This window comes from Streptomyces sp. NPDC104381 (genome assembly GCF_055583745.1).
Genome location: NZ_JBVJNK010000006.1, coordinates 82,680 through 103,582, shown reverse-complemented (window position 1 = coordinate 103,582; position 20,903 = coordinate 82,680). Strand labels below are relative to the sequence as shown.

At 69.4% G+C, this 20,903-nt stretch carries 26 protein-coding genes; 13 read left to right on the top strand and 13 right to left on the bottom strand.

Annotated features, from left to right (window positions below; genetic code table 11):
- Positions 1-357: 357 nt before the first annotated feature.
- The 5 genes from ACZ607_RS21520 to ACZ607_RS21500 all read right to left on the bottom strand — a co-directional run bounded on the left by ACZ607_RS21520 (position 358) and on the right by ACZ607_RS21500 (position 2,423).
- Positions 358-660 carry a hypothetical protein gene (locus ACZ607_RS21520; protein WP_469736863.1) on the bottom strand — a complete coding sequence of 101 codons (303 nt, stop codon included), beginning with the start codon at positions 658-660 and terminating at the stop codon, positions 358-360.
- Positions 657-1,400 (bottom strand): GntR family transcriptional regulator, encoded by a 744-nt coding sequence (locus ACZ607_RS21515; RefSeq protein ID WP_469736861.1) that lies wholly within the window; start codon positions 1,398-1,400, stop codon positions 657-659. The genes ACZ607_RS21520 and ACZ607_RS21515 overlap by 4 nt, the downstream gene beginning before the upstream one ends.
- On the bottom strand, positions 1,397-1,621 hold the full coding sequence (locus tag ACZ607_RS21510) for a hypothetical protein (protein ID WP_469736860.1): 225 nt from the start codon (positions 1,619-1,621) through the stop codon (positions 1,397-1,399). The genes ACZ607_RS21515 and ACZ607_RS21510 overlap by 4 nt, the downstream gene beginning before the upstream one ends.
- 199 nt (positions 1,622-1,820) lie before the next feature.
- Entirely contained in the window at positions 1,821-2,132 is a 312-nt protein-coding gene (locus ACZ607_RS21505) for a hypothetical protein (RefSeq protein WP_469736858.1), read from the bottom strand.
- Between the two features lie 12 nt (positions 2,133-2,144).
- Entirely contained in the window at positions 2,145-2,423 is a 279-nt protein-coding gene (locus ACZ607_RS21500) for a hypothetical protein (RefSeq protein ID WP_469736856.1), read from the bottom strand.
- A 78-nt stretch (positions 2,424-2,501) separates the two neighbouring features.
- On the opposite strand from ACZ607_RS21500, the gene ACZ607_RS21495 reads away from it, so the two are divergent.
- Positions 2,502-3,257, top strand: coding sequence for a GntR family transcriptional regulator (locus tag ACZ607_RS21495; protein ID WP_469736854.1), 756 nt, complete (start codon positions 2,502-2,504; stop codon positions 3,255-3,257).
- Positions 3,258-3,476: 219 nt separating this feature from the next.
- Here ACZ607_RS21495 and ACZ607_RS21490 read toward each other — a convergent pair whose 3' ends face one another.
- On the bottom strand, positions 3,477-3,653 hold the full coding sequence (locus tag ACZ607_RS21490; RefSeq protein ID WP_364692269.1) for a hypothetical protein: 177 nt from the start codon (positions 3,651-3,653) through the stop codon (positions 3,477-3,479).
- Between the two features lie 135 nt (positions 3,654-3,788).
- Here ACZ607_RS21490 and ACZ607_RS21485 point away from each other — a divergent pair, with 135 nt between their 5' ends.
- From ACZ607_RS21485 to ACZ607_RS21460, 6 genes are all read left to right on the top strand, one after another.
- Positions 3,789-5,123, top strand: coding sequence for a hypothetical protein (locus tag ACZ607_RS21485; protein ID WP_469736852.1), 1,335 nt, complete (start codon positions 3,789-3,791; stop codon positions 5,121-5,123).
- Between the two features lie 1,052 nt (positions 5,124-6,175).
- Positions 6,176-6,523 carry a transcriptional regulator gene (locus tag ACZ607_RS21480; protein ID WP_469736850.1) on the top strand — a complete coding sequence of 116 codons (348 nt, stop codon included), beginning with the start codon at positions 6,176-6,178 and terminating at the stop codon, positions 6,521-6,523.
- Positions 6,520-7,191 carry a nucleotidyl transferase AbiEii/AbiGii toxin family protein gene (locus ACZ607_RS21475; protein WP_469736849.1) on the top strand — a complete coding sequence of 224 codons (672 nt, stop codon included), beginning with the start codon at positions 6,520-6,522 and terminating at the stop codon, positions 7,189-7,191. Before ACZ607_RS21480 ends, ACZ607_RS21475 begins: the two co-directional genes overlap by 4 nt.
- Positions 7,192-7,588: 397 nt before the next feature.
- Complete coding sequence (locus ACZ607_RS21470; protein ID WP_469736847.1) at positions 7,589-8,101, top strand: NUDIX domain-containing protein; 513 nt, start codon at positions 7,589-7,591, stop codon at positions 8,099-8,101.
- An 88-nt stretch (positions 8,102-8,189) separates the two neighbouring features.
- Complete coding sequence (locus ACZ607_RS21465) at positions 8,190-8,438, top strand: hypothetical protein (protein WP_469736846.1); 249 nt, start codon at positions 8,190-8,192, stop codon at positions 8,436-8,438.
- Positions 8,435-8,677, top strand: coding sequence for a hypothetical protein (locus ACZ607_RS21460; protein WP_469736845.1), 243 nt, complete (start codon positions 8,435-8,437; stop codon positions 8,675-8,677). Before ACZ607_RS21465 ends, ACZ607_RS21460 begins: the two co-directional genes overlap by 4 nt.
- Positions 8,678-8,686: 9 nt before the next feature.
- Here ACZ607_RS21460 and ACZ607_RS21455 read toward each other — a convergent pair whose 3' ends face one another.
- Entirely contained in the window at positions 8,687-9,199 is a 513-nt protein-coding gene (locus ACZ607_RS21455; RefSeq protein ID WP_404070819.1) for a MarR family winged helix-turn-helix transcriptional regulator, read from the bottom strand.
- Between the two features lie 76 nt (positions 9,200-9,275).
- On the opposite strand from ACZ607_RS21455, the gene ACZ607_RS21450 reads away from it, so the two are divergent.
- The gene (locus tag ACZ607_RS21450; protein ID WP_469736843.1) at positions 9,276-10,193 is read left to right on the top strand and encodes an EamA family transporter; all 918 of its coding nucleotides are present in this window, start codon (positions 9,276-9,278) and stop codon (positions 10,191-10,193) included.
- On the opposite strand, the gene ACZ607_RS21445 is transcribed toward ACZ607_RS21450, so the two are convergent.
- On the bottom strand, positions 10,177-10,956 hold the full coding sequence (locus tag ACZ607_RS21445) for a hypothetical protein (RefSeq protein WP_469736841.1): 780 nt from the start codon (positions 10,954-10,956) through the stop codon (positions 10,177-10,179). The two genes, ACZ607_RS21450 and ACZ607_RS21445, sit on opposite strands and share 17 nt — an antisense overlap.
- A gap of 220 nt (positions 10,957-11,176) precedes the next feature.
- Here ACZ607_RS21445 and ACZ607_RS21440 point away from each other — a divergent pair, with 220 nt between their 5' ends.
- Entirely contained in the window at positions 11,177-12,202 is a 1,026-nt protein-coding gene (locus ACZ607_RS21440) for a phosphotransferase family protein (protein WP_469736839.1), read from the top strand.
- 54 nt (positions 12,203-12,256) lie between these two features.
- Here ACZ607_RS21440 and ACZ607_RS21435 read toward each other — a convergent pair whose 3' ends face one another.
- Both ACZ607_RS21435 and mshA read right to left on the bottom strand, forming a co-directional pair.
- Positions 12,257-12,766 (bottom strand): type III secretion system chaperone family protein, encoded by a 510-nt coding sequence (locus tag ACZ607_RS21435; protein WP_469736837.1) that lies wholly within the window; start codon positions 12,764-12,766, stop codon positions 12,257-12,259.
- Positions 12,767-12,797: 31 nt separating this feature from the next.
- Positions 12,798-14,147, bottom strand: coding sequence for a D-inositol-3-phosphate glycosyltransferase (gene mshA / locus ACZ607_RS21430; protein WP_469736835.1), 1,350 nt, complete (start codon positions 14,145-14,147; stop codon positions 12,798-12,800).
- A gap of 182 nt (positions 14,148-14,329) precedes the next feature.
- Here mshA and ACZ607_RS21425 point away from each other — a divergent pair, with 182 nt between their 5' ends.
- The 3 genes from ACZ607_RS21425 to ACZ607_RS21415 all read left to right on the top strand — a co-directional run bounded on the left by ACZ607_RS21425 (position 14,330) and on the right by ACZ607_RS21415 (position 18,173).
- A complete protein-coding gene (locus ACZ607_RS21425; RefSeq protein ID WP_469736833.1) occupies positions 14,330-15,115 on the top strand; it encodes a methyltransferase domain-containing protein in 786 nt (261 codons plus the stop codon).
- Between the two features lie 233 nt (positions 15,116-15,348).
- Complete coding sequence (locus ACZ607_RS21420; protein ID WP_469736831.1) at positions 15,349-16,416, top strand: C40 family peptidase; 1,068 nt, start codon at positions 15,349-15,351, stop codon at positions 16,414-16,416.
- 407 nt (positions 16,417-16,823) lie between these two features.
- On the top strand, positions 16,824-18,173 hold the full coding sequence (locus ACZ607_RS21415) for a PP2C family protein-serine/threonine phosphatase (RefSeq protein WP_469736829.1): 1,350 nt from the start codon (positions 16,824-16,826) through the stop codon (positions 18,171-18,173).
- Here ACZ607_RS21415 and ACZ607_RS21410 read toward each other — a convergent pair.
- The 3 genes from ACZ607_RS21410 to ACZ607_RS21400 form a co-directional block, all read right to left on the bottom strand.
- On the bottom strand, positions 18,155-18,490 hold the full coding sequence (locus ACZ607_RS21410; protein WP_469736827.1) for a DUF2516 family protein: 336 nt from the start codon (positions 18,488-18,490) through the stop codon (positions 18,155-18,157). The two genes, ACZ607_RS21415 and ACZ607_RS21410, sit on opposite strands and share 19 nt — an antisense overlap.
- A 115-nt stretch (positions 18,491-18,605) precedes the next feature.
- A complete protein-coding gene (locus tag ACZ607_RS21405; RefSeq protein ID WP_469736825.1) occupies positions 18,606-19,298 on the bottom strand; it encodes a hypothetical protein in 693 nt (230 codons plus the stop codon).
- Between the two features lie 34 nt (positions 19,299-19,332).
- Positions 19,333-19,845 (bottom strand): helix-turn-helix domain-containing protein, encoded by a 513-nt coding sequence (locus ACZ607_RS21400; RefSeq protein ID WP_469736823.1) that lies wholly within the window; start codon positions 19,843-19,845, stop codon positions 19,333-19,335.
- Positions 19,846-20,047: 202 nt separating this feature from the next.
- Here ACZ607_RS21400 and ACZ607_RS21395 point away from each other — a divergent pair, with 202 nt between their 5' ends.
- A complete protein-coding gene (locus ACZ607_RS21395; RefSeq protein ID WP_469736821.1) occupies positions 20,048-20,881 on the top strand; it encodes an NAD(P)H-binding protein in 834 nt (277 codons plus the stop codon).
- The last annotated feature ends 22 nt before the right edge of the window (positions 20,882-20,903 follow it).

Genomic DNA, 20,903 nt, shown 5'->3' with positions numbered 1-20,903 from the left:
GACTTCAGGTTTCTAGTGAACGCCCCCGTGATGCCTCTCGCGGTCAGGATGGTGGCTGCGGAGGTGCGCCGCGGGGGAGTCGGCGTAAATGGGGAGCCGCCCGAACGTGGAGTGGGGGAAGCGGGCACGCTTGACGGCTTGTCCGCGCTCCTCGACCTGAGCAAGGCTGCCCCGGTGCACCGACCCCTGTTGCTCCAGCCCACCTGTTCGCTCGAGGCTGGCTCACCGGTGATTCCCAAGCCGTTGCGCTGTGCCCTGCGAATCCGTGCGGGCACAGCGCAACGGGGAGGGGAGCCCCGGTTCTGTGCTCGGGCTCCCCTCCCCGCGTAGAGGAGGCTGTCTTCTGCCTGGGTTCAATCAGATTCGGCGGGGCTCGCCCGCCGTCAGGAGTTGCCCGCGGCTGACTGCAACGCGGAGTACGCCCTTCAGGGCTCCGGTCAGAGCGTGGCCCAGGCTGCGAAGTTCAATCAGCTCCGCGTCTTCGTTGGTGAGGCTTTCCGTTGCCATCTCCAGGAGTTCCGCCGCCGTGCCGAGTTGAACCGCTTCCACGTTGTCCGCCAGGCGGGACATGTAGCCGTCCGGGTCGTCAGTGCTCAGGTAGCAGGGCTTGTCCTCCGGGCCCGTCCACGGGAGCAGTCGCATTTCGTTCGGTGTCGTCATCCTTGGGTTGGCCTCTCGTTGAGCACATGGTGGGCGGTAAAGACGGCGTCGACTCGGTCTCCCGGGAAGGCCAGGAGCGCGGCTTCAACGACGCGGCCGGTGGCGTCTGTGGCAATGCGCGTGATCGCGAGAACGGCCATGTGGGTTCCGATCCGTAAGGCTGACGCTTCGTCCGGAGTCGGATAGCGGGCGCAGACCGTCTCTCGGACGGTCGCCGGCGACCGTCCGAGGACGGCGAATCTCGTGACCGCCTCCCGGCAAACGGAGTCGTCGTCGAGGACTCCGGCCGGGGACAGGTCGCGCGGGATGTAGATGCGGGCCAGGCCGTGCGGTGACCCCTGTTCGAGGCTGAGGCAGGTGTATTCCGCGAGAGGGCTGCCCGTTGGCACCTTCAGCAACGTCGTCAGGTGCACGGAGGCCGGGACCGTGGTGCTGCGCACCGTGACGCGCAACGTTGGCTCAGCAGCCGTCCACGGGTCCAGCGTGCCCCAGCCACCGACGTACATGATCTTGCGGCGTGGGCGACGGACGTAGTTGCCCTTGCCGTGGATCTTCTCTACGAGTCCCTCGCCCTGGAGCAGGGCGAGAGCGCGTCGCAGGGTCACCGTGCTGACCCTGTACCGAGCGGCCAGGCCGGCTTCGGACGGGAGGCGTTCGCCAGGCTTGATGCTGCCTGTCGTGATCTGGTGGCGTAGGTCGTCGGCGATGTCGTGATGGCGTCGGGGCACGGAGTGGGTCACCGCCTGCTCCGCAGTCGCAGGGCGATGAGCCGGGTACGCGTGTGTATGGCCAGCAGTTCGCCTGACTCGAAGACCAGTTGCTTGGCTCCGTGGGGGAGCTGGAAGAGGTCTCTCACTCGGCAGGCCTGGCCGCCGAGTTGGATGATGTCGCCGCGCTGCACGGTTGCCGCGGTGACCTCAACGGGGGAGGCCAGCGCACCGACGGGGGCTCGGTCCCTCACGCCGTCACCTCCCCGTGCACCGACGAATCTGAGGTCGAGTGGCACGGGCAGTCACACACCTCGTAGATCACCGGTACGTCAGTCGGCGCCAGAGACGGGGAGGGCTCGATGCAGGAGTGGTGTGTGCCGATCCAGCACGCGATCGAGCGGTACGGGACAGGAGCCGTGCCCGTGGGGTGTGGTTGTCGGCGAGGTGGCATCAGTGGGCCCCCGCGAGGGCTGACCAGGCCTCGGCCGGCAGGTGCGGAGCGACGAGCACCATGCGCGTCCGTACACGCTCTTCCCACGCCAGCAGGTACGGACGGACAAGCGCGACGTCCTCGCCCCTCAGCGAGTAACGGTGAACCGCAGCGGCCGAAGCCCGCCCGCGGGCGGTGCTCGACGCTTCAGTGTGCGCGAGGCGAGTGGCAGCGGCCAGCGGCCGGGAGGGCGTTAAGGGGCGGCGGTGCCGGCCCTTAGGGAAGCACCGCACTCTGGTGCGTGAGATGGCATGGCGGATACGGTTGAGCATGCTGTTCAGCTCCTATCGCTGATAGCCCGGTCCCCCGACGTCGCCTCTCGTGGGGACCGTTTTGCGTACGACCGCCCATAAGGTGCGGCCGTTCAAGCTGGTGGCCAGGAGGCCGAATCGATCGGCCACGGCCACCGCGTCCAGGACCTCCCGCCATGAATCGGCGGAGAGCGTGTCCGGCACTTCTGCCTCGACCGTCGTGAACCGGGTGTGCTCCTCCACGCGCGGGCGGAGGCCAGCGGCAGACAAGCGGGCGGCGATAGCCGCCGCGGTCTCTCCCGAAGCGGACACAGCGCAGCCTCCGTCACCAGCGATCACTTTCAGTGAAGCTAGTTAACTAGATTAGAGCTAGTGGACTAGATTTTCCATATGTCTGAGCAACCGCCGTATCTCCGCATCGCCGACAAACTCCGGCAGCGCATCGCGGAGCACGTCTGGGAACCAGGCGACCGCCTTCCCTCTCGCGCCCAGATCGGCCAGGAGTGCGGCGTCGGCGAGAACGTGGTGCGCCGGGCACAGGAGCTGCTGATCTCCCAGGGAGTGCTGGAGGGCCGGGCCGGATCGGGCACCTACGTCGCCGAGCCCCGGCAGCGAGTGAGAGTCGTCCGGTCATCGGCACGCGAGCAGCCCAGCGGCTCGCCGTTCCGCCAGGACATGAAGGCCCTCGGCAGGCAGAGCGACTGGGAGAGCCGAACCGAGGCGAAGGTGCCGGCTCCAGCGGAGATCGCCGCGCGGCTGGGGATCGCCGAGGGCGAGTTGTGCGTGCGGACGACGTACGAGTTCCTGGCAGACGCCAGGCCCGTGCAGCTGTCGACGAGTTGGGAGCCCTACGACCTCACCGCCGGCACTCTCGTCGTCCTCCCCGAGGGAGGGCCGCACGCTGGGGCAGGTGTCGTGAACCGCATGGCCGCGATCGGAATCACCGTCAGCCATGCCGTGGAGCAGCCGGAGCCACGGCACGCGACCGCCGAGGAAGCATCGCTACTCGGCATCCAGAAAGCCGCGCTCGTGACGCACATCCGGCGGACGTACTACAGCGACGACGGCCGTCCCGTGGAGACGGCGGACATCGTGGTGCCCGCAGCCCACTGCGAGATCGTCTACGAGATCCCGATCAGCCGCTGACGAGCTGCCCCGGCACCTCCAAAGCCGTGCCCCCCGCGTGCCCCATCCGTGCCCGATAGACCGGGAAACCAGGGGGAACAGCGGAGCCCGGCAGGGAACGGGCATGGCAAAGGCCCCCGACCATACGTACTGGTCGGGGGCCTCTCACCTGGCGGTGGGTGTGGGATTTGAACCCACGGTGACTCGCGCCACGACGGTTTTCAAGACCATGCAGCCGACTCAGGGTTGAGCCTCGCTGACCTGCACACAGAGCCCGCACACCCGGCTATGCGTCTCTCCCGGCCCGCACATGCCCCACAGCCAGGCTGGGTAGACGCCGGGATCCTCCAGCGTGCTGTTCACCTGCGCTGATCTTTCGCCGATATCCATGACCTGATCAAGGTTGCCCTTCGCCATGGACACGCACCTTGACACTCCCCGCACTTCGCCTACGGAGCGGTGGCCGCAGGCAGGTATCGGACAACTGCCGGAATTTGTGCAGCACCTCACACTAGAAACGCTAGGCTATCTGCAAGCACGAGAGGGAGCGAAATGAATAGCCCTGAGGAAGACTTGCAAGACTTCATCCCGAGCACGGAGGCGGAAACAGAAGAAGACGTCGAATTGACGCGCGAGCAAATTGACGCTGTAGCCAAGCTCGAAAGTCTGGGCTATAAGAAAATTGGCCACTATAGCGACGGCGGGGTGCGATTTGGCACCAAAATCCCCAACGGATCATCCCGGATATTTGACGTAGGGGCAGAGCATCTGCAATTCGCCTCATTGAATGCAGAGAACTACTGCGAACATTCGGAATATAAAGGAATTACAAGCCGCGACGGCACCTACGCAGAGTTTATGATCAATTACGCCAGTTCGCGCACTCCCGCCGGTCGCGCAGTAGAGCAGTACAATTGGAAGTATCAAGCCCCCGACTGTGATCACGTATTCGATCCGTGGACCATTCGGTCAGGCACAAGGGAGTACACAACAGGTTTCCATATCAGGTCACCAAAAAAGGACGCCTGCATCGAATTGTCCGAGATAAGCCCTGTCAGCCATTTTGCAACTCCTACGGGGAGTACGTGGTGGCCAGCGGACTACACGGAATATACACTCAAAGTGTGGGTTACCTCGTCAGGCACTACGGAAGCCAACACTAGGCAAGCTCAGCAGATAGCTCATAATATCCTGTTTGAAATGGACGCCAAAGAGGGGGGCCAGTTCAGCCTGATCTCTCAGGGGCCAGTGCGAGTGGACGTCCGCCGGACACAAAGATCAACTGATCCGCATTCTATTGCGTTCCCGTCAACCATCGTCCCTCGAGAGGTCGCCGCACTATTCTCTTTTGCGGGAGAAGCGTTCGAGAATCCGCCATTCGCCTTCCTCTCTTACTATCAGGTCCTTGAGTACTACATGCCCCTGGTCTCACGCCGAGATGCCCTGAGGCAAGTTCGCCGAGAGATCCGCGACCTTTCATTTGACGTTTCCAATGATGCGAGCGTACTTCGCGTCTTGAACACTGTCGAAAGAGCGAAGGGTGTCAGCGAGGAAGAGGCACTGAAAATCTTGGTGCGAGATTGTGCGCGCGCCGATCGATTGGCTGAATTCTTTCAACCCTCAGAAATGGCGCAGCACTTTTCGAAAAAGGGCCCTATTGCGGGGGTGCCGGCAATCAACGTCAATTCAACATCAGAGACATTGGCGACGCAGACCGCGCGCAGAATCTACGCCTTGCGAAATAGGATCGTGCACGCAAAGGACGATCCACGCTACATCTCCACTCCTCAGCTCCTACCTCGAAGCGCTGAAGCTAACTCTCTCGGGCCAGATATCCGCCTTGCGCGGTTCTTGGCGCTTGAGGCAGTCACCGACAATCAAGATTGAACGGGGGTGAAGTCCACGGCAGCCGGCTCGGGACTCAACGGGATGAAACCGCGCCCCACCCCACTCGGCGCAAGCCCGGACAGCGACGGACGAACGCATCCAGAATGTTCGTGGACGAGCAGAGCTGTAAAGCATGTCTGGGCTCGGCAACGCAGTCGCGCGCCTTGCTCTGCAAAATCCCTTGCAACCGGCGGCACTTCCATAGAAACGGATGAAGAGCCCGTGCCAGAGAAGGAAGCGGCCATCCGTGCCGTGGCGCAGCTCGCTGACCACGTGCATTGGGTGCGAGCGTGGCCCGAGAATCCAACTTGGCACGACCAGCTCCGCCGATGGACCCACCCCGAGTTCTACCGATTCGATCGGACCGCCACCCCACCAAAACCATGGGTTGATCGTCCAGCCGGGGCTCACGAGCGGACAGGTTGGCGCATCCGAGCGGGATACGTGCGATCCAAGCTGGCTTTTGAGGTCGAGTACGTGGTCTGTGATTTGTGCGGGATCGGCTGGGTTGAGTCGCCTCTCTCCTATGAGGGGTACAAGCGCTGCGGACTCGCCTCAGCTGCTCTCCGGTCTCTACGTCGGGCCCACCCGGGACTGGAGTGGCACACAGGCGGTGGGCACTTCCGCGAATCCGTACCCTTCTGGGACGCCGTTGGCATAGACGTACCCGGGGGCTACAGCCAGCAGGATAGGTGCCTCCACGTGGAACCATGGCAAGCGTGAGCCGGCCCCTGAAGCGGTGCCCGCGCGCCTCAGGTTGGGCCGTCTCTGGGCCGTCCGAGGTTGCTCAACAACACCCGATGACAACGAACGGCGACCGCTCACCCCGAGCCGATCAGCGTCCCCACCTGCAAAAACCCTGCTCGGCGAGATCTACCGCAAGACCCAGGGCAAGAAGAAGTAAGCGCCCACGAAGAAGCCCCCTGCCTGCGGTTTTCCCCCGCGGCGGGGGCTTTTTCCGGTGTGTGGGACCTTCCAGGACTCCCTGCTTCGTCTGTGGCGCCTTGCCACCGTGGCTGGGTGCCGGGGGCCTCTTCCTGGATAATCGACGTATGGCATCAGAGTCCGGCCTGTCCGATCTCCGTCGCGCCAAGTTCGCCCGGCGCCTGCCCGCAACGCTCTCCGAGCTTGCCGGCCCCACGCACGGGTCGGTGAGTTTGCCGCTCCGTCTTGCCTGGTCGGGGCTGACGACGTTCGACCTCGACCGGCCCCGGCTCCGCATGAGCTACTACCGCATCGTCCTGGCCGAGGGCCAGTACGACGACCTGGTCCAGTACCTGGACCGGGACCTCCTGGTCGGCCTGTGGCCCACACTGCGCACGCTGATCAGCCGGGATGTACGTGCGGTCTGGGAGAGCGCCTTCGACGAGCTGTCCGACCGTGCCCGGACCGCTGCGTGAACCTCACGGGCATGCACCGCCGCTTGCTTGCGGACGTACTCGCGGTGGGCGGCGTCTACCCTCTCGTGCTCACCGGGGGCTACGCGGTCCAGGCGCACGGCCTGGTCGACCGGCTCAGCCAGGACCTGGATGTCGCGACCGAGAACCCGGATCCCATGGAGGACATCGCTGCCGCCGTGCACACCGGACTGGAGCAGCGCGGATGGCGTGTGGAAGCGCTGGAGACGGACCCGTTGTCCGCTCGTCTGATCGTGACCGACCCGGTCAGCCGTGAGGCGTGTGAGGTCGACATCCTCAAGGAGGCACTCTGGCGACCTCCCGTACACACCGAGCACGGCTTGGTGCTGTCCCTCGAGGACGTCGTCGGCACAAAGGTCCGCGCCTTGGCCGACCGCGGACTCGCCAGGGATCTGATCGATGTGCAGGCCGCCACGAGCCGCTGGAGCTCCCTCGAACTCGAAGCACTCGGCCGGCGCCATGCCCGCGACTCCTTTGATCTCAGCGAGCTTCAGGCTCGCCTGGGCGGAGCCGACTGGATCGACGACACGGAATTCGCGGCCTACGGACTCGATGAGCAGGCGATCACCGACTTGCGGCAGTGGGCGCAGATCTGGGCCGATGACATCGGGGAGCGGCTCCATGAGGCTGAGGTTTCCCCCGAGGACTGATGGCCTCACGTCCCCGCCACCGGGGAGCGGGAGTGCGGGAGTTCCCCGTCACCCGCAGACATCACCCCCAGCCACTGCTCCGCCCGTACTCCTCGAACACTTCCGTCTCCGTGAAACCCAGCCTCCTCGCCAGTTGCAGTGAGCGGGTGTTGGCCGTCCGGGTGCGGAGTATCAGCGGCTCGCCCGGGAGGGTTTCCGCAAACCAGGTGAGCGCCCGCTCGGCCCCAGGCCTCGGACTTGCGGAGCACGAGACGTTCGATCCTGACCAGGGCCGGGGAGCCAGGCGGCAGGTGCGAGTCCGGCCGGGGCGGGCGACCTGTCGCACCCCGGGGGCGGCAAGGCCCGGCGTGCGTAGGGCCGTTGTTCCGGGAGGCGTGCCTGGGGGAAGGCTTTCGGCATGACCGAGTACGCCGCCGAGCCGCTCGCCGCCGACAGCCGTGGCAATCTCCTGGTCTCCTTCACGCCGGGGCGCGAGGACTCGCCTCCCCGGGATGCTCCCGTTCCCGTGGTGCTGACGGCCCTCTGGCACGGGGGCTGTGTGCTCATGGTCCACGACCGGTACCGGGCGTCCTGGGAGTTGCCCGGCGGAGGCATCGAGCCCGGTGAGAGCGCCCGGGAGGCGGCCGTACGCGAGTTGTTCGAGGAGAGTGGGCAGGTTCCGGACGGTGTCCTGCGGTTCGTCGGCCATGCCGGGTTCGTCCTGGCGCCCGACCAACGGCGGGAGTACGGGGCGCTGTTCGCGGGTGATGCGCTCGCCCGGCGCGACTTCGAGTCCAACGACGAGATCAGCGCCGTCTGTTGGTGGGACCTGAGATCTCCCCTGCCGGGCCGGGTCGCTCTCCTCGACGTACACCTCGCCCGGCTCAGCAGGGAGTCGGTCCCCCGTCCGGCCGGGCACCCGCTAACGTGACCCCCACACCTGCCTGTTACCCAGGTACACACCCCCGGCGGGACGGGCAGGCGGGGCGTGGAGAGCAAGGGGATCGGGGAGAGCGATCATGGGCGAGTCTCTGAAGACCTTCGTCGGCGGCACCGAGGTCGAGGTGCCCAACAGCATTCCGGCGATCCGGGCCGCGCTGCCCGAGGAGAGACGCGAGGAGTTCGACCACGCGATCAACGAGGCCGGGGTGCACGAGATCCAGGCCGTGATGCGGCACTGGATGCTCGAGTCCGTACCCGATCCCGAGGCCGAGGAGATCCTGGACCGGCTGGCGCAGGACGAGGCCGAGAGGCGGAACGTGGCTTGAGCTTCCGCATCTCCTACGCTCCGCCGGCCGACGACACCCTGGCCAAGATGCGCGACGGCGACTCGTTCCGGGACGAGATGGCGCGCACCTTGGGCCTCGATCCGTACGGACACGCCTCGACCGCCGTGAAGAGCGAACGCGACCGGCGCGAGGCCACGGTCCACGGCGCCATCGTCCTCTACTACGTCTCCGGTTCCGTGCTGACGGTCACCGTGGTGAGGCTGGTCCCGCTGCCCTGAGCAGGGCCGTCATCCCAGCCTGACCTGGCGGTCGGTGTCGCCGAGCGACTCCAGCAGCCCGCGCAGGTCGTCCGCGACCCGGCCGCGCTCCTCGTCGGTGAGACCCGACAGCAGCCTGTTCTGGTTGGCCACGTGGTCCACCAGCGCCCGGTCGATCAGCTCCCGGCCCTTCTGGGTGAGCGAGACGTGCACGCTGCGGCCGTCCTCGGGCCGGCGGGTGCGCAGGACGAGTTCCCTCTCCTCCAGCCGGTCCAGCCGCTGGGTGATCGCGCCGGACGTGACCATGGCGGACCGCATCAGCTCCGCCGGGGTGAGCCGGTGGGGCGCCGGACTGCGCCGCAGCGTGGCCAGGACGTCGAAGGCCGCCGCGTCGAGGCCGTGCGCTCCGAAGACGGTCCGCTGCTCCGCCTCGACGATCCTGGCCAGCCGCTTGATGCGCCCGATCACGCCCATCGACGAGGAGTCCAGGTCCGGGCACTGCTCCGCCCACTGCGCCAGAACGCGGTCCACATGGTCGCTCATGGGATCCACCCTATCTTTAACTTAGCATTGAGATACCCTGTTGCTTAGCACTAAGCAATCGCGCTACGGTCCAGCCATGAAGCAGCCCTCGGTCGCCGCCGACTCCGCGCTCACCGCCCTGGCCCCGCTGGTCTGGGGCTCCACCTATCTCGTCACCACGGAATTCCTGCCGCCCGACCGGCCGTTACTCGCCGCCACCCTCCGCGCCCTGCCGGCGGGCCTGATCCTGCTCGCCATCGGCCGGACCCTGCCGCACGGACGCTGGTGGTGGCGTGCCGCCGTCCTCGGCACGCTGAACATCGGCGCCTTCCTCTACCTGCTCTTCGTCGCCGCGTACCACCTGCCCGGCGGGGTCGCCGCCCTGGTGATGGCCGTGCAGCCGACGATCGTCCTGGCCCTCTCGGCGCTGCTGCTGAAGGAGCGGATCACCGTGACGCACGCCGCGGCCTGCGCCCTCGGGATGGCCGGTGTCGGACTGCTCGCCCTCACCCCGCGCGCGGGCCTGGACGCGGTGGGCGTCGGTGCGGGTCTCCTGGGCGCGGTGAGCATGGCGAGCGGCATCGTGCTGACCAAGCGCTGGGGGCGGCCGCCGGGAGTGGGCGTACTGACGTTCACCGGCTGGCAGTTGAGCTTCGGCGGGGTCCTCCTGCTGCCCGTCACCCTGATCGGCGAGGGCCTGCCGGACGCGGTCGACGGGCGCAACGTCGCGGGCTTCGCGTACCTCGGGCTCGTCGGCGCCCTGCTCGCGTACGCGGTCTGGTTCCGCGGTGTGGAACGGCTGCCGGCGCTGACCGTCTCCGTACTCGGCTTCGCCTCGCCGCTGGCCGCGATGGCGCTGGGCTATCTCGTCCTGGACGAGACGCTCTCCCCCGCCCAGCTGGCCGGAGCGGCGACGGTGGTCGTCGCCGTGTTCCTCGCCCGCCCCCGGACGGCGAAGGGGCGGGGGGCGCCCTCCGCTCCCCCGCAGCTGCCGAGCGTCAGCCGAGCTTCTTGACCTGCGCGTCGATCACCGCGGTCGGCTGGTCGAAGTCGGAATCCGCCCCCGTCTTGCCGAGGTTGAAGGAGAAGAACGTGGCGACCGTGCCGCCCTGACGCAGGCTCACCAGCTTGAAGGGCGCCGCGGCGTCCCCCTCCCCGATCTGTACGCGCCAGGCGAGGGCCTCCTCGCCGCCCGTCGCCTTCTCCTCGGTCACCTTGGTGACCTTCTGCTTCGAGCCCTTCATGGTGAGGGTGAAGCCGCCGCTCGCGCACTTGGCGGCCGACTCGCGGAGCTCGGCGAGGCTCTTCGCGGCGCCGTCACCCTCGTACGAGGCCAGGGTGACCAGGGACGACGTCACGTCGAGCAGGCCGGCCAGCGCGTCCTCGGGGTCGGCGGACTCGTCCTTCCTGGGCTCCTGGACGACCTTGCGCCCGGCGTTCCCGACCGGGGTGCCCCGCTTCACGCCGTAGAAGGCGAACCCGATCGGCTCGCACTCCTTCTTGTCGACGGTGACGTCCTCGGGCTGCGCGATGTCCTCGGGGCCGGTCTTCGAGACCTTGTGGCCCGCGACGTCGCCCTGCTCCAGCGACACCTTCTCCAGCTCGGCCGACGTCAGCGCCTTGACCGCCGCGGGCTTGGAGGAGGACGCGTCCTTGCCTCCGGAGGCACCGCCGTCACCCTTGGCGTCGGAGTCCGAGCCGCTGCACGCGGAGGCGAGCAGCGTCAGGGAGGCCACGGCTGCGGCAAGGGCGGTACGGCGTACGGCGGTGACGCGCATGGTTCGTTCATCTCTCGGTCCGAAGGAGCAACGGCCCTGATCCGGCCCGGAATTCGGGCCGTCGGAAGAGGTCCGCAGCAGTGCTGCACACTCTACGATCGGACACCAGTCCGATGATTGCCCCGCACGGTCAAGGGATGTGATCGTGACTCCCTTGTGATCACTCTGTGAATACGCTGTGGGGTGGTCGACTCCCGCAGCCGAGCCAGGGGGCCCGCCCGTGTCCGTCGACGCGACCACCGCCGTGCTGGAAGCCCTCGGGGCCCGTGACCCCGCCTCCCTCGAACCGCTCGCCGGAGGCACGTACAACACCGTCACGCGCGTGACGTTCGCGGACGGCAGGGACTGGGTGGTGAAGATCCCCCCGGCGCACAGCACGGGGCTGAGCTACGAACAGCGCCTGCTCGTCAACGAGGTCACCTTCTACGGCGCCGCGGCGGGCGAGGGCGGTGACGTGATCCCCCGGGTCGTGCACAGCGAGCTCGACCCCGGGGCGCCGGCCGGGGCGTACGTCGTGATGACCGCGCGCCCGGGGCGCCCGTGGAGCGAGCTCGCCGGTGAACTGACGGCCGGCGAGACGCACGCGCTGCGTGCCGAGTTGGGGGCGCTCGTCGGCCGGCTGCACCGCGTCACGGGCCCCGGTGGCCACGGCTATCCCGCCGAGTGCCTGGGCCCGCTCTCCCCCACCTGGCGCGAGGCGTTCACGGCCATGACCGACGCCGTGCTCGCGGACGCCGTGACGTACGGCGCGAGGCTGCCGTGGCCGGTGGGCCGGATCCACGAGGTGCTCGCCGGGGCGTCGGACGTGCTGGACGAGGTGGTACGGCCCGCCCTCGTCCACTTCGATCTCTGGCAGGGCAATCTGCTGGTGGCCGGGGAGCCCGGCGCCCGGCACATCGGCGGGATCATCGACGGCGAGCGGATGTTCTGGGGCGACCCGGTCGCCGACCTCGTCTCCACGTCCCTGTTCGGCGACCCGGAGACGGACCTGGACTTCCTCGCCGGATACGCGGAGGCGACGGGTGCACCGCTCGCGTTCACCCCGTCCGTACGCCGCCGGCTCGGCCTGTACCGCAGCTACCTCTACCTGATCATGCTCACCGAGACGGTGCCCCGGGGCGCGGGGCCGGACGCGGTGGAGTGGACGTGGAAGGAGGTGGCACCGCGGCTCGTGGAGGCGCTGGAGGAGCTCGCACAGGGCAGGCCGCCCTCGGCCCCGCCGCTTCTCAGCCCCGCACCCCTGTAGCCCCTCAGCCCTGTAGCCCCTCAGCCCCCGCAGAACCTCGGTCCCCGCAGAACCTCAGGACGGCGGGCGCCGCGTCAGATGCGTGAAGGCGTCCAGGTTGCGCGTCGACTCCCCGCGCTCCACCCGCCAGGCGTACTCCTTGCGGATCGCGCTCGCGAAGCCCAGCTCCAGCAGCGGGTTGAAGGCGCCGTCCGCCGCCTCCAGGACCGCGCCCAGCAGCCGGTCGAGCTCCTCGGGGGTGACGACCGAGAGCGGGAGCCGGCCGACCAGATAGATGTCACCGAGCGGGTCGATGGCGTAACTCACGCCGAACAGGCGGAGGTTGTGCTCCAGCAGCCAGCGGTGCACAGCAGCGTCGTTCTCGTCGGGGTGACGGATGACGAACGCGTTCAGGGAGAGGGAGTGCTGCCCGACGATCAGCGAACAGGTCGTGGACAGCTTGCGCGTGCCGGGCAGCGTCACGACGTAGTTGCCGGGCCCGGGGCTCTCCCATGCGAGCTCCGCGCCGTCCAGTGTCGCCTCGATGACCTGCGCCGCTGCTGCCTCGTCGGATACGTCAGCCATGGTCCGAGCGTACGACAGCACGCCCGCGCGCTCAGCCGTGGTGCGAGCGGGCCCGGCGCCGGTGGTCGTGCATCGCCGCCGTGTACACGTCGGCGGTGGCCGACGCCGCCGTGTCCCAGCCGAACGACTGGGCGTGCGCGGCGGCCGCCGCGCCCATCCGGCCGGCCAGCTCCGTGTTCTCCGCGAAGCGGCCCAGTGCCCGCGCGTACGCCTCCGGGTCGTGGCCCGGGATGAGGAAACCGCTGACCCCGTCCCGCACGGCGACCGGCAGACCGCCCACCTCCGCGGCGATCACGGGGGTGCCCGCCGCCTGCGCCTCTATGGCGACCAGCCCGAAGGACTCGCTGTACGACGGCATGACCAGCACGGACGCCGCCCGGAACCAGTCGGCGAGCTGGTCCTGGCCGACCGGCGGATGGAACCGTACGACGTCGGCGACGCCCAGGCGCGCGGCGAGCTTCTGCAGGACCTCCGGCTTGGCGAGCCCGCTGCCGCTGGGGCCTCCGACGACGGGCACCACGATGCGTGAGCGCAGCGCGGGGTCGCGGTCCAGGAGCACGGCGACGGCGCGCAGCAGCACGTCCGGGGCCTTCAGCGGCTGGATGCGGCCTGCGAAGAGCGGGACCAGGGCGTCCTGGGGCAGTCCGAGGCGGGCGCGCGCGGCGGCGCGGCCGTCGCCGGGGCGGAAGCGCTCCAGGTTCACCCCGGGGTGCACGACGGCGACGGACGCGGGGTCCGCGTCGTAGAAGCGGATGAGTTCGTCGGCCTCCCCCGCGGTGTTCGCGATGAGCCGGTCGGAGGCGTGCACGATCTGGGTCTCGCCGATCACGCGGGCGGCGGGCTCGGGGGTGTCGCCCTCGGCGAGCGCGGCGTTCTTGACCTTGGCCATCGTGTGCATGGCGTGGACGAGGGGGACGCCCCAGCGCTGGGCGGCGAGCCAGCCGACCTGGCCGGAGAGCCAGTAGTGGGAGTGGACGAGGTCGTAGTAGCCGGGCCGCTGGCCCGCCCAGGCCTGCATCACGCCGTGGGTGAAGGCGCAGAGCTGTGCGGGCAGCTCCTCCTTGGCGAGGCCCTCGTACGGTCCGGCGTCGACGTGCCGGACCAGGACGCCGGGCGCCAGCTCGACCGTCGGTGCCAGTCCGCCGGTGGTGGCCCGGGTGAAGATCTCGACCTCGATGCCGATCGCGGCCAGCCGCCTGGCCAGCTCCACGATGTAGACGTTCATGCCGCCCGCGTCGCCGGTGCCGGGCTGGTGCAGCGGAGAGGTGTGGACGGAGAGCATCGCGACACGGCGCGGCTTGCGGTGCCCCGCGAACGTTCCCGGGAAGCGGATTCGGGGTGTCGCACGGCTGCTGCCGAGCCGGGAGACGTACTGGCTCACGGGTCCGCTCCTCCTCGCTCAGGGCATGACACGTACCGGGCGCACGGCCCCTTCCAAGGCCAGAACAGCGGAACCCGCCCTTTCATTTCCGCTTTGCCAAATCATTGCCCTCCGTCCGGCGCGCCGGGGAGCGGGCCGCTGCTCCGCATGTGCCCCTGGGCGTTTCGCATACGCTCCCCTGTATGCACCAGCGCCCCATCGGCACCGCGACCCGCGGGACGACCAACCCCAATCGGCTGCGCCGCATGGACCGCTGGATCGCCGCAGCCCACGGCCCCGCGCTGCGCCGCAGCGACGACCCCGTCGCGGTCGATCTCGGCTACGGCGCCGCACCCTGGACGGCCGTGGAACTGCTGGACCGGCTGCGCACCGCCGAGCCGCGCACGACCGTCGTGGGCGTCGAGATCGATCCCGCCCGGGTCGCGGCGGCGCAGCCGTACGAGCGCGAGGGCCTCACCTTCGTCCACGGCGGTTTCGAGATCCCCACGGCCTCCCGCCCCGTCCTCATCCGGGCGGCGAACGTGCTGCGCCAGTACGACGAGGGCGAGGTCGCCGCGGTCTGGCAGCGGCTCTGCGCCCGGCTCGCCCCGGACGGACTGCTGGTCGAGGGCACCTGCGACGAGATCGGCCGCCGGCACGTGTGGGTCGCGCTCGGCCCGGAGGGGCCGCGCACGGTCACCTTCGCGACCCGGCTCGGCTCGCTGGAGCGGCCCTCCGACCTCGCCGAGCGCCTCCCGAAGGCCCTGATCCACCGCAATGTGCCGGGCGAGCCCGTCCACGCCTTCCTGCGGGACCTCGACCGGGCCTGGGCCACGGCCTCCCCGTACGCGTCGCTGGGGGCGCGGCAGCGCTGGATCGCGGCGGTCCGCGCGGTCTCCGCCGACTGGCCCCTGACGGACGGCGTACGGCGGTGGCGACAGGGCGAGATCACGGTGCGCTGGTCCGCACTGCGTCCGGCGACGGGCTGAGCGGCGCCGCGGCGGAGCGGTCACACGTTCGACGGAATGTGACGGGATGCGGGCGGTTCCGGGAACACCGGCGGATCACCGTTCGTCCCCCTGTGTGACGGGGAGGGTGGCGCGGACCTCTGTTGCTTTACGGGACAACATGGCACGATCGCGTCGTCACCTGAACGTTACTGACGGTAAGTCAGATGTACGCGATACGGCTTTCGTTGCCTTTTCGCCCGGAGGGGGAGCTTGTGAACCGACGCCACTGTGCCACTGCCGCGATCACTCTGGTCTGCGCACTGGCCCTGCTGACCGCGCCGGTCCAGGCCATGGCCGCCCCGATACCGGAGCCGGGCCCCACCTCCACCGCCCCCGCCGCACCGAAGAAGAGCCTCGAAGAGGTGCGCGAGGAGATCGACACCCTCTACCGCAAGGCCGGCGCGGCGACGGACGCGTACAACCTCGCCGAGGAGCAGGCCAAGAAGCAGTCCGGCGAGATCGTCCGGCTGACCAAGTCGATCGCCGACGGCCAGGCGAGGATCGCCGAGCTGAAGGACAGGGCGGGCGCCCAGGCCCGCGAGCAGTACCGCAGCGGCGGACTCCCCCCGGGCGCGCAGCTGGTGCTGAGCGGCGATCCCGACCTCTTCATGGACGGCGTCAACCAGGCCCGGCAGGGTCAGCAGGCCACCAAGGGCATGCTGACCGAACTGGAGCAGGCGCAGGAGGACTTGGAGACGTACACCAAGGACGCCAGTCTCAACTGGGCGAAGATCGAGGCCAATCGCGTCAAGCAGGCCAAGGCCAGGAAGAGCATCAACGCCCAGATCGAGGCGGCGGAGAAGATCGAGTCGCAGCTCGCGAAGGAGGAGCAGGCCAGGCTCCTCCAGCTGGAGAAGGACGCCGCGTCCACGGCGCAGGCCGCCTGGCTGTCCTCCGGCGCGCTCAAGGACATCAACCGCGAGGCGAGCGCCGCGGGCAAGCAGGCGGTGGCCTTCGCGACCGCCCAGATAGGCAAGCCCTATGTATGGGGAGCGGAGGGACCCGGTTCGTACGACTGCTCCGGGCTGACCTCCCAGGCCTGGGCCGCGGCGAAGCAGCCGATCCCCCGGACGTCGCAGGAGCAGTGGCGGCAGCTGCCGCACATCGCCATCCAGGACATGCGCCCCGGCGACCTGATCATCTACCACAGCGACGCCAGTCACGTCGGGATGTACGTCGGCGACGGCTCGATCGTGCACGCCCCCCGGCCCGGCCGGCAGGTCACGCTGACGGGTGCGGGCACGATGCAGATCCTGGGCGTGGTCCGGCCGGACAAGTAGACACCGCGGGCATGCGGGTCACGCACGCCGTCCGGCCGGGCACATGGACGCCGGATCCACGCGGGTCGTGCGCGCCGTGCACCCCGGCAAGTAGGCGTCGCGGCACGGCGTTCGGCGCGTGACGGGCGGCACACGGCGCGGGCCGGCGCCCCGTACGTCCGAAGGCTGCGGCCAGTTGTGCGCAGAGCGTGTCGGGCGCGTGATGTTCGTCATGGCCTCATGTCCGTTTCGTGCGCCCCCATCACGCCGGATCCGTGGTGGGACGCGGCTTATGGCCGCGCATATGACAGAGGATGATCGGCGGGCGCCATTCCGTTCCCCCGCCGTGGACCGCTATCGTCCCCGTCGGCGGATCGTCGATCGTCGGTCCGCCGCGCCCTCGGGGGGAGGGAAGGAAACCCGAACCGATGCCCGTACCCGTACCGCAGCAACGTGCCGTTCCCGCTGCGGAGACCAATCACGGCGCCGACCTCACACTCCTGGTGATCGAGGACGACCCTGCGGGCACCTTCGCAGTCCCCGACCTGTCGTCCACCGCCGGGGCGCGGGTCCGCGTCCGTACCGCCCGTAACCTCACCGAGGCCGGACGGCTGCTCACCGACGACGTCGACTGCATCCTGCTCGACCTCGACCTGGAGGCCGCGGCCCTGCCCGCCGGCGTACGCGCCGACAGCACCGACGACGGGACCGGCCACCCGGACGAGCTCGCCGCCCTCAAGCACGTCCTGCGCATCGCGCCGCGCCACGCCGTCCTCGCCCTCACCGCGGAGGACGACGCCGAGCGGGCCGCCGAGGCCGTACGGGTCGGGGCCCAGGACTACCTCTTCCGCGGCGAGCTCGACGGACGCCTCCTCAGCCGCGCGATCCGGTACGCCGTGGAGCGCAAGCGCGCGGACATCGCCCAGCGCCAGCTGACCGAGTCCCGGCTGCGGGCCCAGGAGAACGCCCGGCTGGAGCGCGGGCTGCTGCCCACCCCGCTCCTCGAAGGCTCCGATCTCGCCTTCGCCGCCCACTACCGGCCGGGCCGCAGCCGCGCCCTGCTCGGCGGCGACTTCTACGACACCGTCCGCACACCCGACGGCACGGTCCACGCGATGATCGGCGACGTCTGCGGGCACGGCCCGGACGAGGCCGCGCTCGGCGTCGAGCTGCGTATCGCCTGGCGGGCGCTGACGCTGGCCGGCCTCTGCGGTGACGACCTGCTCGCCACGCTCCAGCAGGTCCTGGAGCACGAGCGGCAGAGCGAGGAGATCTTCGCGACGCTCTGCACCCTGGACATCGCCCCCGACGGCCGCCGCGCGGGCCTGTGCATCGCGGGCCACCCCGCGCCGCTGATCGCGCGCCAGGGCCGGGCGGCGCATCTGCTCCCGTACGAGGACGGCGGCCCCGCCCTCGGTCTGCTGCCGCACGCCCGGTGGCCGCGCCGCCAGGTCGAGCTGGGCGGCTCCTGGAGCCTGATGATGTACACCGACGGGCTGATCGAGGGGCGCGTCGGGCAGGAGGGGACGCAGCGGCTGGGCCAGGACGGCATGGTCGCGATGGTCAACGGCCGGCTGGACCAGGGCCTCGGCGGCGAGGCGCTGCTGGAGGCCGCGGTCACGCAGGTGCAGGAGCTGAACGGCGGCGAGCTGACCGACGACGTGGCGGTCCTGCTCCTGGAGCGCGACGAGGCCCGGATACGACGGAGGGGCAGGAGCGCCTCGCGCTCCCGCCCCGGTGCCGCCTCATCGGTGGGCGCTCAGCGCCCGCCGTTGTAGGGGCCGTACGGTCCGTCGCTGCTGGATCCACCGCGGCGGCCGCTGCCGCCCGAGACCGCCTTGAGCGCGGGCTTCACGTCCACCATGAAGACGATGGACGCGATCACGCCCGCGATCTGCAGGAACAGGATCGGGATGACGAGGTTCACGAAGACGGTGGCCCCGAGAATGATCAGCCAGAACGACTTCTTCTGCTTGTCCGCGGCCCGGTAGGCGTCCTCGCGCGCCGTCACGGCGAAGACCAGCGCGACCACGGCCAGGACGAGCATGGCCAGGTACAGCAGCTGGAGGAACGAGCCGAATGCTTCGAGCAACACGGTGAGCACCGCCTAGTCAGTGGATGGAGCGCCTCGCGGCCAAGGTACCGGGACAACGACCCGGGCACCCCGAAAGGTGCCCGGCCCGCTCTTCCGGCAATCCCGGCTCGCGTGCCTACTTCGCGGAGGGCGGGGTCGCCTTCTTCGCCGCGGGCTTGCGCACGGGCGTGGGCTTCTTCGCCGAGGGGGCGGGCGCGGCCTTGGACTCGGCGGCCTTCGGCGCGGGCTTCTTCGCGGCGGGGGCCACCGGCTTCGGGGCCGTCGCCGGCTTCGCGGCGGCCGGCTTCGCCGGGGTCACCGGCTTGGCGGCCGGCTTGGCCACCGTCTCGGACTTCTGCTTCGGCACGGACTTCGGATCCGCCTCGACGACGGCGGCGATCTCGACGATCTCCCCGGCCGTCTCGCCACGCCACGTCCGTACGCTCTGCTCGCCGCGCTCGGCGACCTTCTCGTACGTCTCGCGGGCCCGGACGGCGTACTCGGCGGCCACGCCCACGCTGCGCAGCGCCAGGTCCTGGGCGGTCTCGCCCCACTTCTTGAGGTCGGTGTCCAGCGCCCCGAAGACCTCGGTCACCTTGGCCTGCACGGTGGCCTGGGCCTCCTTGGCCTGCGTGGTGACCCGCTCCTGCACGGCCTTCGGGTCGGTGTTGCGCACGGCCTCGATGCGCTCGGGCGCCTCGGCCCGCAGCTGCTCGATCAGGGCCGGGAACTTGCGCGCCTGCTCCACGGCGAGGTCGGCCGTACCGGCGGCGAAGTAGAAGGGGGTGGGGTCGGTGAGGGTCTTGCGCAGGTCATCGGTGATGGCCATGACTGTGGTCCTCCCGGATCATCAGAAGTTTCGGTCAGCTGGTCGCTGGTGGGTCTGCATCACTGCCGCCGGCCGTGCGGGGGCCGCGGGCATCCGGACCGGCACCGTCCGTGTCATCGGCGCCACCGTCCGTGTCGGCATCGATTCTGCTCTCCGCGACGGCGGCACCGTGGAACTCGGCGCCGGTGTCGGACGCGACATCGAAACCGTTCTCCCGGCGGAAGGAGTCGTAGATCTGGAGCAGCACGTTCTTCTGCCGCTCGTTGATCGACGGATCGGCCAGGATGACCGCCCGCGTCTCCAGCTCCTCCCGCTCCCGCTCGTCGAGGATCCCGGCCCGCACGTACAGCGTCTCGGCCGAGATCCGCAGGGCCTTGGCGACCTGCTGCAACACCTCGGCGCTCGGCTTGCGCAGCCCGCGCTCGATCTGGCTGAGATACGGATTGGACACCCCGGCGGCGTCGGCGAGCTGCCTCAGGGAGAGCTGCGCCGTACGCCGCTGCTCACGCAGGTACTCGCCGAGATTGCCGACGTTGAGTGATGCCATGTCCCGATGGTGCCCCACCCTTGCTAACTTTTGCAAGCGCATGCTTGCAAAAGTGTTCCGTGTCATGCCGGGGATGAGGTCTCCGAGGACCCGCCTGCCCGAGCGGGGAGGCACGACACCCCCCTCGGCTCCTTGACCTCAAGCGCGATCGAGCTTCTAGCGTGTCTCCCGGTCGATCACCCGACGACAGGGGAACGCGCCCATGATCCTCGTGACCGGAGCCACCGGAAACATAGGCAGTGCACTGCTGAAGGACCTGCACGCACACGATGGCGGGCCGCTCAGAGGTCTCACCCGTGATGCCTCGCGTGCCGCCTTCCCCGCAGGGGTCGAAGCCGTGGAGGGCGACTTCGGTGAGCCGGCGTCGTTGAAGTCCGCGCTGGACGGGGTGCGTTCGCTGTTCCTCGTCTCGCGTCGCGGTCCGGACCCCGAGGTCGTCGAAGCCGCCCGGCGAGCGGGTGTGGAGCACGTGGTGCTGGTGTCGTCGATCACCGCCGAGACCCATCCGCACCTGGGCCCCGCCGGTGAGAACCTGGCGGTGGAGCGGCTGGTCAAGGAGAGCGGCATGGCCTGGACGATCCTGCGGCCGACCCAGTTCACCTCGAACACCCTGATGTGGGCGGCTGCCGTCCGCGCCCACGAGGCCGTCCGCGTGCCGTACGCGGACACGGCGCTGCCGGCCGTCCACCCCGCGGACATCGCCTCGGTGGCACGGGTGGCGCTGACCGAGCCCGGCCATCACGGGCGTACGTACGCCCTGACCGGTCCGGAGGGGGTGTCGCCCCGCCGGCAGGCCGAGACCCTCGCGGCCGTGCTGGGCCGGGACGTGCCGTTGGTCGAGATCAGCCGCGGGGAGGCCCACGCGCACATGGCCACGCTCTTCGGGGCCGAGGAGGCGGACGCGATACTCGACCTCACGGGTGGAGACGTCAACGACGCGCTGCTGGCGGTGCGCGACACGGTGTCGCAGGTCACCGGGGCCCCGGCCCGCTCGTTCCGGCAGTGGGCCACGGAGAACGCCGACGCCTTCCGCTGACGCCTGTTCCCCCGGCCCGCGC